A 9,432-nucleotide genomic window follows, 5' to 3' on the forward strand; every position below is an offset into this window, starting at 1 on the left:
GATGAAGATAGTGCAATACAAAAAGCAGAAGAGATCTTAAATCGTATTAATTCTATCTCTTCAAAACTTTTTCATGTAAAAGACAAAGAGGTTTATATCTCTGCTCATGTTGGTATTAATATTTACTCAAAAAGTTTAACATCTGCAAATGAAATTTTGAAACAGACTGACGGTGCTTTACAAAATGCTAAAAAAGGGGAGAAACAATTCTCTTTTTATAGCAAAGAAGCTGAGAAAAAAGCACAGGAAAATTTAGATATATACAGTGATTTATTAGTAGCAATTCAAGAGAATCAGTTTGAACTCTATTACCAATTACAAAATAGGGATGATGGTTCTTACATTGGGGCAGAGAGTCTTATACGATGGAATCATCCAAAACATGGATTGGTCTCTCCTTTTAAATTTATACCGATTGCTGAAAATAGTGGACTTATTGTTGAAATTGGGACATGGGTGCTACAGAGTGCTTGTAAACAGCTCTCTGTTTGGCAGAAAAATTTTAAAACAAAAGAGTGGATTTTGGCTGTCAATGTAAGTGCAAAGCAGTTTGCACAAGATGATTTTTTAATGATTGTAAAAAACAGTATTGAAATGTATAGCATTAATCCTAATAGCTTAAAAATTGAATTAACAGAGTCTCTTTTAGCGGATGACTTTGACGCAATGGTACAAAAGATGCAAAAACTGCGAGAGTTGGGAATTCAGATCTCTATTGATGATTTTGGTACAGGGTACTCCTCTTTGCAGTATCTAAAGATGCTTCCAATTAATCAGATAAAAATAGACCAAGGTTTTATTTTTGAAATGTTGGAAAATCACTCTGATCAGATTATTGTGCAGAGTATTATAAACCTAGGGGAAGCGTTTGGATTTGATGTCATTGCTGAGGGTGTTGAAACAGAAGCACATTTTGAAAAATTAAAAGAGTTTGGTTGTCACTATTTTCAAGGTTATCTCTTTGCAAGACCAGAGCCTATAGGAAAAATAGAGAAAGTAGTTGAAGAACTTTAGCTATAATTGCGAAAAAATATGAAGATGGTTGTATGAGAATAGCTTTTATTGGGGATATAGTAGGTAGTCCTGGGCGTGATATGCTCAAAAAATATCTACAAGAGATAAAAGAGAAAGAGAACATTGACTTTGTCATTGCAAACTATGAAAATGCTTCACACGGTTTTGGCTTGACGCTCAAAAACTGTAATGAGCTTTTTTCGTATGGTATTGATGTGATGAGTGGTGGAAACCATACATGGGATAAAAAAGATATTTTACCTCTTTTTGATTCTCATGAAATACTGCGACCTCATAACTACCCGGAGGGAGTAGCAGGAACAGGATGTAAGGTTTATGCTGTTGGGAGTGAAAAACTAGCTGTTTTAAATCTTATGGGACACTACTCTATGCCCTATTGTGACAATGCTTTTCGTTGTGCCCAGACTACGGTAGAGGAGTTACATAAAGAGGGTGTTAAAAATATATTTGTCGATTTTCATGCAGAAGCAACGAGTGAAAAACGAGGAATGATGATGCTGATGCAAGGGAAAGTGAGTGCTATTATTGGGACGCATACACATGTCTCAACAGATGATTTTCAAATTGCAAATGGTACGGCTTATATGAGTGATATGGGTTTGACTGGGTGTCGTGACAATGTTATTGGTATGGATGCAAGGGTACCACTCAAGCAGTTTCTAACAGGCTTAAAAGGGCATTTTGATATTCCTAAAAAGTGTAAAAAAATTCTCCAAATGGCTGTTTTAGATATTGCCGATGGAAAGTGTAGCGCTGCGTTTAAAATCAAACAATTTGATGATGGCAGGATTATAAAAACAGAAGCGTGGATAGAAGAAGATTAAGCAGTTACTTTATAGTAGTTGTCATTAGCTATATAAGTATTTAACGCATTTTGTTTTATACTTGCATTGCTTACAAAGCTACTTTGTATGTGTCCAAGAGGAACTTTAGGTTTCCTTAATCGTGGGAACATGGTAGAATTTTCACTATAAGCAACTTGCGCATTTTTAAGAGTAGTCACTTTTGTAAATTTTGTTTTTTGAGACTGCTGCGTTTGCTCTTGTAATTTTTGTTGATTCCGCAACACTTTAAACTGCGAAATATAACTCACAGGGAGTTTTACTTCTGCAAATTTTGCAGGTAAATCTGTAGGGGCTGTTTTCTCTTTTTTAAGAGAAAAACTTCCCTCTTTTTTTTGTGCTCTATTTGTCTCTACATGAGAGGCACTTAGATAAGTATTATATGACGATACAAACATCTTTAACCTCCCATACTTTTATTTACTTCCATTTTAGCATTATTTTTATAAAAAACTTATATAATAAGAAAATTCAATAAGGAATTAAAAGTATGGATGCAAATATAGTTATTGTAGAAGATGAAGAAGATTTACTAGAACTTTTGGAATACAATTTACAAAAAGAGGGTTATGAGACTATTGGCTTTTTAAATACCAAAACAGTCGTGCAAATTTTAGAAGAAGAAGATATTGACTTATTGATTATGGATAGAAATCTTCCTGGAGTGGAGGGGAGTGAATTTGTTGGTGAATTACGCGAAGATGGCGTTGATGTGCCTGTTATATTTTTAAGTGCAAAAGATGCAGATGAAGATATAGAGGAGGGCTTTTTAAAAGGTGGCGATGATTACATCACAAAACCTTTCAATATGAAAGAACTCCTTTTACGCGTTAAATCTATACTAAAACGAACTTCAAATAAACACTCTACTGAGACGCTTACTTATAGAGATTTACTGCTTGATAATAGTAGTAGAACAGTGAGTGTGGCAGGAAAAAATGTAGATGTTACAAAGCTTGAATTTGATCTGCTTTGTGAATTTATAAGAAATAAACATAATGTACTTGAGCGAGATTATCTGCTTGAGAGTGTTTGGGGAGATAGTGAAAATTATCAGTATAAAACAGTTAATGTAGCCATTAATAGACTTAAAGAGAAGATAGACCCAGATAAAACAAAAGAGTATATACAAACGGTGCGAGGGGTAGGTTACAAACTTTGTTAAATTTAAAAAAAGAGATATATAAGAAGTTTTTCTTTATGCTTGTTGGGGTTTTTGTTGTACTCTTTTCTTTGGCATATTTTTTACTAAAAGATTTACTCCTATCACATTTAAATCCTCAACATGATAATATTGTTCTCATTATGGACGCTTACAATACTATTTGGGTTGAAATACTCGTTGCCTTTGTAGTGCTTGGCACTGTTGCTTTTTTATATATAAAAAGATTAAGTGATACTTTGCTGGAGGATGTGCAACATCTCGGTGAGTATATGCAAGCCATAAATGATAAAAATTATGATGCCATTATACAGATTCAGCACTATACAGAATTTTTAAAAATAGCGCTTATTTTTAAAAATTTAGTGAAACGCTTAAAGCAAAAAGAGAAAAAATAATACCAAATTGACATATTTTTTACACTTTTCATTTTTTTGCTATATATTTTCACTTTTAAGGAGTGAAGATGAGAGATTTTCGTCAAATTATTGTTGTTTTAAAAGAACGGATGGAAGCTAAAGATAAGAAAGAACGCATATACGATAAAGATGTAGCAGCACTTTTAAATATATCGCAGTCAAAATTTGCAACAATTAAAAAGCGTAATGCAACACCTTATGTCGCACTCTTAGAGTATTGTTACCAAGAAAATATCTGCTGTAGTGAGATTTTTTTTGATGAAAGAAAACTTTAAATTTTTGATTGTACGGTAACTTTTTTTGCTTCAAACATCTCTATGGCTTTTTGTATCATTGGCTCTTTTGTGATGTCATCACCATTGATTTCATCAACAACTGAAGGCTCATTACAACCTGCAACACATGATGCTCCACCACCTATTTCAATATCGCCAAGTGTTGAACCACTTTGATCTCCTGCAATATTTCGTTCTACTGTTTTTGTTTCTACTATTTTTTCTTTTTCTACTTTTTCTTGAGAGCAGGCAACACCTTTAATTTTTGTCTCAAAACTAAACACTTCTCGTACAAGTTGTTTTATGACAGAGTAACCATGTTTGAGCGCTTTCTTACAGCTTTCATCCGCACAACTCTCCCAAGTAAGAGTATTGTCTGCAAATGAAACATAGTGGATGTTGTTTTTAAAACACTCTCCTAGTTCATAATTTCTATCTTGAATTTTTGCGATGAGTTTTTCAAACTTCTCTAAACCCTCTGGTGTTTGTGTAATTTCTTTTGCTGGGCGTATTTCTTCTACAGATTCTTCCATTGTTTTAACAGGCTCTTCTATTTTTGCAACAGCTCCATCCATCTCTGGTGTAGTTGCTTGCACTTTTATGGTGGCAGGTTTTTCTGTAGGCACTGCAATTTCAGGACGCGTAATATTTTTTTGAAATGACTCTATCATTTGGTCAATTTCACGGATTTTAAGTGCTTCTATCATCTTGAAAAATATCATAGAGAGTACAAAAGAACCATCTGCGTTTATACTAAAGAGGTATTTGGATTCACTTAAAATTCTAAAGAAACGCTCAAGTACCAAAGTGGAGAAGAGGGCATCTTGATTGTACATTTTTTCTTTAAGGTAGGCAATGAGCTCATCAACAACCATTTCACTCTCATAATCTTCCAATATTTTGGTGTACTCTACAAGCTTTGCATAATCTTTTGCAAAGACAGCATCAAAAAGCTCACTAATGAATTTCGGATCAACAAGTCCGAGCATATCTGTAACTGTAGCAACATCTACATGATTTTTAGAGTATATGATGGCTTGGTCAAGTAGGGTTAGGGTGTCTCGAAGACTTCCTTTTCCACTACGCGCTAAAATTTCTAAGGCAGGAATTTCATACTCAATCTCTTCAAGTTGTAAAATATGGGCAATATGCTCAACTATTTTATTTGTTGCAATACTTTTAAATCTAAAGTGCTGTGTACGACTTAAAATTGTCGCTGGAAGTTTGAGAGGGTCTGTTGTAGCTAAAATAAATTTTACATATTCAGGTGGCTCTTCAAGCGTTTTAAGCAGGGCATTAAAAGCCTCTTTTGTAAGCATATGAACTTCATCAATGATGAATATTTTGTAGCGTGCAACAGCTGGTTTATACTTTGTCTGCTCTATAAGGTCACGGATGTCGTCGATTTTTCGGCTACTTGCACCGTCCATCTCGATGATGTCCATATGACGGTTCTCTTTTGCCATAATGCAGTTAGAACATTTATCGCAAGGTAAGTGGCTTACTCCCTCTTCACAGATGAGTGCTTTTGCAAAAATACGAGCAGTAGAGGTTTTTCCACTCCCTCGAAGCCCTGAAAAAAGGTAGGCATGAGAGAGCCTGTTTGCATCAAGTGCTAAAGAGAGTGTTTGTGCTATGGTCTCTTGCCCAATGAGTTCATCAAAATTAGTCGGGCGGTATTTTCTAGCCAATACTTCATGTGCTTCTTGCAAGTGTCGTCTCCCTCGTTTTATTGTAACGATTTTAGCATTTATAGAGTTAAAAAATACTATAATTGGCGAACAAAACTCAAAAATGGCAGATATGAAAAAATTTAATGAATTAAGAGCACAAAACAATAAATTTGTTTATAAATCGTATGTAATAACAGAAGATAGAGAAAATATCACTTTGGAATTTCACTATCAGTTGTATGAAGCAGCAAGAGTGAGTGATTTTCACCATCGCTTGAAACTGAAAAAAGATGAAAAAATGACAACTGCATTTGCTATGCAAAATATAGTTTTTCATATTGGTTTAGCAGAAGCGATTAGTTACTATAAAATTGCCGCTCCAAAGGATTTTGTAATTGAGTGTGGCTCACTAAATGAAGCACAGCAAAAATGGTTTGCTAAATTATATTTTAATGGATTAGGGGAGTTTATATATTGCAATAATATTGCAGTAACAGAAGATACTCTTGTCAATTTTATAACAGTAGATAAAGAGCTATTTCAAAAAATATCTCTTCAAACGCAAGAGAATAACATTATTCCAATAGGGGGAGGAAAAGACTCTCTTGTAAGCTATGAACTATTAAAAGAGGCATTTCCTGAATCTTTGATGTTCTCTATGAATCCCATTGTAGCTTCAAAAAAAGTGCTTGATGCACACCCTCTAAATGCAATAGAATTGCAGCGTGAACTTGATTTAAAACAGATCTTTGCTTTTAACAATAGTGGTTACTTAAATGGGCATATCCCTTTTTCTTCCATTGTCGGATTTATCTCTATCTGGCTTGGACTTCTCTATAAAACACGCTATATTGTCCTTTCAAATGAGTCAAGTGCAAATGAAGAGAACATCATTTACAATGGACAAAAAATTAACCATCAATACTCAAAATCAATAGAGTTTGAAGATGATTTTAGATGGTATGTTTCAAATTTCATTACAGATGATGTGGAGTATTTTAGCTTTTTACGCCCACTTGATGAGATACATATTGCAAAACTCTTTGCCGAGGTGGCTCAGGAGCATTTCTTTGATTTTAGAAGTTGTAATGTTGGGAGTAAACGCAACGAATGGTGTGGGAAGTGCCCTAAGTGCCTCTTTACCTATATTATGCTTTGTAACTACATAGATGATGCGACTTTACAAAAAATATTTGCTAAAGATATGCTTGATGACGCATCTTTGCAAGAACTTTTTGATGGTTTGAGTCAAAGTGATGCACTCAAACCTTTTGAGTGTGTAGGAACTTACGATGAGGTAAACTACGCACTTAGTAAAAAATATGCCACTTATAAGAGAGAGGGGCTTCCTTATCTGCTGAAAAATTATAAACCCAAAGAGATGGATTATGATTTGAATGTGGATTATGATACAAACAATAATCTTCCACCAAAATTTAAAGAGGTACTCAAAAAATATGTTGCAAAATTTAGTTTCTGATTTAGAACAGTATAAAAAAATTGCTATTTTTGGTTATGGTGTGGAGGGAAAATCTTTTCACGCCTTTGCAAAAGAGTATTTGCCAAATGCCAACATAGTAATTGTCGATAAAAACTACTCAGATGATGCAGGGTATCTTCAAAAGTTGGATGGCGTAGATATTGTGATAAAATCTCCCGGTATCTCTCTTTATAATCTTGGTATCTCTTATGCGGATTATAATTTTACCTCTATTACAGAGCTATTTTTGAAACATTTTTCTGCTCAAATCATAGGTATAACAGGCACAAAAGGAAAATCAACGCTTGTAACACTTGTTCATTCAATGCTTGTAAATGCAGGAGAAAGTGCCTTATTGTGTGGAAATATAGGTATAAGTCCTCTTGATGCTATAGCACAAATAAAGGCAGATACAAAAATAGTGATGGAACTCTCTTCACACCAACTCCATCACATTTCCTATTCTCCTCACATTGCAGTTTTGACAAATCTTTTTGAAGAACATCTGGATTATTATAGAGATTTAAAAGATTATTATGAGGCGAAGTTTAATATTTTTAGCCATCAGAGTGAAGATGATATTTTTATATACAATTTAGAAGATGAGAGTCAATATCTAAACGCAGCGCTTATTAAAAGTCACTTTGCCTATAATGTTTACGGTGCAAAAGTGCAGTTTGAACCGGAATTTACTCTTGAGAGAGGCTACTTACACCATGCTACACTGCAAATTGCAGAGAAATTGGCTCTTGTGTTAAATATAGACAATAGCGTTTATATGAAGACTATTTCTGCGTTTGAGACACTTCAACACCGCTTGGAATTTGTAAAAAAAGTGAATGGCGTAAGTTTTGTAAATGACTCTATCTCTACCATTCCAGAAGCGACAATTGCGGCTATTAAAATGTTGAAAAATGTTGATAGCGTTATAATTGGAGGGAATGATAGAGGCATAAACTATGAGCAACTTGTAAGATTTTTACAAATGAGTGAGGTGCAAAATATTATTCTTTTTTCAGATACTGGGGAGCAGATATATACTAAATTAAGTAATACTTTAGAAGAGAAAAATCTTTTTTTGATGCATAACTTGCAAGAGAGCATAGAAAAAGCATATAATGTCTCTACAAATATAGTTCTGTTTTCTCCTGCTGCTTCAAGTTTTAATGAGTATAAAAATTTTGTAGAGCGTGGGAATGAATTTAAAAAAATTGTTAATCAGTTAAAGGAGTAGTTATGCCATTTATAGAAGTTGATGAAGAGAATTTTGATACAGTTTTAGCCGCTGAACTTGCAAAAGAGCATACTGTTATTTTGAAGTTTGCTTCAACATTTTGTGACTCATGTGAAATTATGGAGTATGAACTTTCTGAAGTACATGAGAGAGTTCCTAAAGTCTCTATTTTAGATATTGATGCTGGAGTTAGTGAAGGATTGTTATATAGATTTTTGATTGAGCAAGTGCCTACAACTTTGATACTAAAAGATGCTAATACACAGTTACTTTATAAAACAGGAATTATGCTTGCAGATGATATTGTGGATGTAATACTGAAAGATCGATAAAAAATAGTTAGCTAAAAATGCTAACTATTTGTCTGCGTTCATACTTAAAAGAAACTCTTCATTTGTCGCTTTTTTACCCATTGTGTTGTAAATAAATTTAAGTGCCTCTACTTCATTGTCTTGTTTATGGAGCATTTGGCGTAAAATAAATACTTTTTGTAAGACTTCAGGACCAATAAGAAGTTCATCTTTACGCGTACCAGATTTTAGAATGTCGATAGCAGGGAATATACGTCTCTCAGCTATTTTTCTATCGAGAACCACTTCCATATTTCCAGTACCTTTAAACTCTTCAAAGATAACTTCATCCATGCGGCTTCCAGTATCTACAAGTGCCGTTGCGATGATGGTAAGACTTCCACCATTTTCAATGTTACGAGCAGCACCAAAGAAACGCTTAGGACGGTGAAGGGCATTTGCATCAACACCACCAGAGAGTACTTTACCACTTGATGGAGTCACGGTGTTGTAAGCACGAGCAAGACGAGTAATAGAGTCGAGTAAAATGACAACATCACGACCAAGCTCAACACGGCGTTTTGCTTTTTCTATAACCATCTCTGCCACTTTTACATGGTTTTTTGCAGGCATATCAAAAGTTGAACTGTAAACTTCACCTTTTACTGAACGCTCCATATCTGTAACCTCTTCGGGTCTCTCATCAACAAGCAGAACCATTAAGTCAACTTCAGCATGGTTTTTTGTAATTCCATGTGCAATCTCTTTTAAAAGTTCTGTTTTACCACTCCTTGGTGGTGCAACGATAAGTCCACGCTGTCCCTTTCCAATAGGACAAAAAAGGTCTAACATTCGACCAGTTAGCCCTTTTTCGCGGTACTCTAGTTTTAGTTGTTCTGTTGGATAAAGCGGTGTTAAGTTTTCAAAAAGTGGACGCTTTTTACTCTCTTCTGGTGGGAGTGAGTTTACTGCTTCTATTTTAATAAGTGCATAGTAGCGCTCTTGATCTTTTGGAGGTCTTA

Annotated in this window: 11 protein-coding genes; 8 read left to right on the top strand and 3 right to left on the bottom strand. The window is 34.4% G+C overall.

The features are described from left to right. On the top strand, positions 1-1,014 hold a 1,014-nt coding region (locus MVY38_RS06310; protein WP_297484451.1), incomplete at its 5' end, for a bifunctional diguanylate cyclase/phosphodiesterase. Positions 1,015-1,046: 32 nt separating this feature from the next. Then, complete coding sequence (locus MVY38_RS06315; protein ID WP_297484453.1) at positions 1,047-1,859, top strand: TIGR00282 family metallophosphoesterase; 813 nt, start codon at positions 1,047-1,049, stop codon at positions 1,857-1,859. On the opposite strand, the gene MVY38_RS06320 is transcribed toward MVY38_RS06315, so the two are convergent. Then, on the bottom strand, positions 1,856-2,275 hold the full coding sequence (locus tag MVY38_RS06320; RefSeq protein ID WP_297484455.1) for a hypothetical protein: 420 nt from the start codon (positions 2,273-2,275) through the stop codon (positions 1,856-1,858). The genes MVY38_RS06315 and MVY38_RS06320 overlap by 4 nt on opposite strands. Positions 2,276-2,367: 92 nt before the next feature. On the opposite strand from MVY38_RS06320, the gene MVY38_RS06325 reads away from it, so the two are divergent. The 3 genes from MVY38_RS06325 (at position 2,368) to MVY38_RS06335 (ending at position 3,733) form a co-directional block, all read left to right on the top strand. After that, positions 2,368-3,042: a response regulator transcription factor gene (locus MVY38_RS06325; protein ID WP_297484457.1), complete on the top strand. Its 675-nt coding sequence runs from the start codon at positions 2,368-2,370 to the stop codon at positions 3,040-3,042. After that, positions 3,036-3,437, top strand: coding sequence for a hypothetical protein (locus MVY38_RS06330; RefSeq protein WP_297484459.1), 402 nt, complete (start codon positions 3,036-3,038; stop codon positions 3,435-3,437). The genes MVY38_RS06325 and MVY38_RS06330 overlap by 7 nt, the downstream gene beginning before the upstream one ends. Positions 3,438-3,505: 68 nt before the next feature. Continuing rightward, on the top strand, positions 3,506-3,733 hold the full coding sequence (locus MVY38_RS06335) for a hypothetical protein (protein ID WP_297484461.1): 228 nt from the start codon (positions 3,506-3,508) through the stop codon (positions 3,731-3,733). Here MVY38_RS06335 and MVY38_RS06340 read toward each other — a convergent pair. Continuing rightward, positions 3,730-5,445, bottom strand: coding sequence for a DNA polymerase III subunit gamma/tau (locus MVY38_RS06340; protein WP_297484463.1), 1,716 nt, complete (start codon positions 5,443-5,445; stop codon positions 3,730-3,732). The two genes, MVY38_RS06335 and MVY38_RS06340, sit on opposite strands and share 4 nt — an antisense overlap. Here MVY38_RS06340 and MVY38_RS06345 point away from each other — a divergent pair. The 3 genes from MVY38_RS06345 to MVY38_RS06355 are packed head-to-tail and all read left to right on the top strand — an operon-like array spanning position 5,384 to position 8,452. Further along, positions 5,384-6,886: a hypothetical protein gene (locus tag MVY38_RS06345; RefSeq protein WP_297484465.1), complete on the top strand. Its 1,503-nt coding sequence runs from the start codon at positions 5,384-5,386 to the stop codon at positions 6,884-6,886. The genes MVY38_RS06340 and MVY38_RS06345 overlap by 62 nt on opposite strands. Then, the gene (gene murD / locus MVY38_RS06350; RefSeq protein WP_297484467.1) at positions 6,864-8,120 is read left to right on the top strand and encodes a UDP-N-acetylmuramoyl-L-alanine--D-glutamate ligase; all 1,257 of its coding nucleotides are present in this window, start codon (positions 6,864-6,866) and stop codon (positions 8,118-8,120) included. The genes MVY38_RS06345 and murD overlap by 23 nt, the downstream gene beginning before the upstream one ends. Before the next feature lie 2 nt (positions 8,121-8,122). Further along, a complete protein-coding gene (locus tag MVY38_RS06355) occupies positions 8,123-8,452 on the top strand; it encodes a thioredoxin family protein (RefSeq protein ID WP_297432531.1) in 330 nt (109 codons plus the stop codon). A 24-nt stretch (positions 8,453-8,476) separates the two neighbouring features. Here the strand turns inward: MVY38_RS06355 and rho are convergent. Next, positions 8,477-9,432: transcription termination factor Rho (gene rho / locus MVY38_RS06360; RefSeq protein ID WP_297484469.1), on the bottom strand; the 956-nt coding region annotated here is incomplete at its 5' end.

This window comes from Sulfurimonas sp., from assembly GCF_027056685.1.
GTDB lineage: Bacteria > Campylobacterota > Campylobacteria > Campylobacterales > Sulfurimonadaceae > Sulfurimonas.

Excerpts from the sequence above, each read along its gene's own strand:
- MVY38_RS06320 (WP_297484455.1), bottom strand. The coding sequence starts at position 2,275 with ATGTTTGTATCGTCATATAATACTTATCTAAGTGCCTCTCATGTAGAG.
- MVY38_RS06335 (WP_297484461.1), top strand. The coding sequence starts at position 3,506 with ATGAGAGATTTTCGTCAAATTATTGTTGTTTTAAAAGAACGGATGGAA.
- MVY38_RS06345 (WP_297484465.1), top strand. The coding sequence starts at position 5,384 with ATGAGTTCATCAAAATTAGTCGGGCGGTATTTTCTAGCCAATACTTCA.
- MVY38_RS06355 (WP_297432531.1), top strand. The coding sequence starts at position 8,123 with ATGCCATTTATAGAAGTTGATGAAGAGAATTTTGATACAGTTTTAGCC.
- MVY38_RS06315 (WP_297484453.1), top strand. The coding sequence starts at position 1,047 with ATGAGAATAGCTTTTATTGGGGATATAGTAGGTAGTCCTGGGCGTGAT.
- murD (WP_297484467.1), top strand. The coding sequence starts at position 6,864 with ATGTTGCAAAATTTAGTTTCTGATTTAGAACAGTATAAAAAAATTGCT.
- MVY38_RS06325 (WP_297484457.1), top strand. The coding sequence starts at position 2,368 with ATGGATGCAAATATAGTTATTGTAGAAGATGAAGAAGATTTACTAGAA.